This is a genomic window from Microbispora bryophytorum (assembly GCF_006874465.1).
GTDB classification, from domain to species: Bacteria; Actinomycetota; Actinomycetes; order Streptosporangiales; family Streptosporangiaceae; genus Microbispora; species Microbispora bryophytorum.
The window spans coordinates 1-657 of record NZ_VIRL01000077.1; the positions used below are offsets into that span (position 1 = coordinate 1).

1 protein-coding gene is annotated in these 657 nt (G+C 71.7%); it reads right to left on the bottom strand.

Annotation, left to right across the window (positions count from 1 at the left end):
- A partial coding sequence (locus FLX07_RS35890) for a hypothetical protein (protein ID WP_208762579.1) occupies positions 1-611 on the bottom strand: 611 nt, incomplete at its 3' end.
- Positions 612-657 lie beyond the last annotated feature (46 nt).

The following is a 657-nucleotide window of genomic DNA, read 5'->3' on the forward strand; positions in this document are numbered from 1 at the left end:
GTCAGGGTGGAGTGGTATTCACCGGCGGCGACGTCGGTGGAGGTGCGCAGGGCGAGGTCGGCGTTGACCTGGGAGGTGCCGATCTCGTCGGCGGAGTTGGCGGTGGAGACCAGCAGTTCCTGGCCCTCCAGGCCGACCTCGGGGGCTCCGGTGCCGTCGCCGATGACGCTGGAGACCGGCTCACCAGCCGCCACGGCGCCGGTGGTGGACTGGCTGAGCAGGCGCGGCTTCCAGCCCAGGTACTCCGGGCCGATGGTCTTGGCCGGGTCGTCGGCTGCGACGAACTGGCTGGACTGGCCGACGACGGCCCAGAACTCCCCGGCGGGGATGTCTTCGGGCTGGCGGGTGTCGGTGACCGTGACGGTGGGCAGGGTGCCGACGAACTGGCGGGCGGTGGCGTCGGAGCCGTTCTCCTGCAGGGACACGCCGTCGTTGTCGGCGACGGTCATGGAGATCTGGCCGGGGGTGGTGGTGGGCTCGATCTTGACCGAGACGTCGATGCCGCCGGTGGGGTCGTCGTCGGCCGCGGCGGGGCCGGCCAGGCCGGCGCCGGCGAGGGTGAGGCCGAGGACGGAGGCGGCGAGTATCTGGGTGGTCCGGGTGATTTTCACGTGATCATCGCTCCATTTATGGGGGGCGGGGCCGGCCGGCTGATCG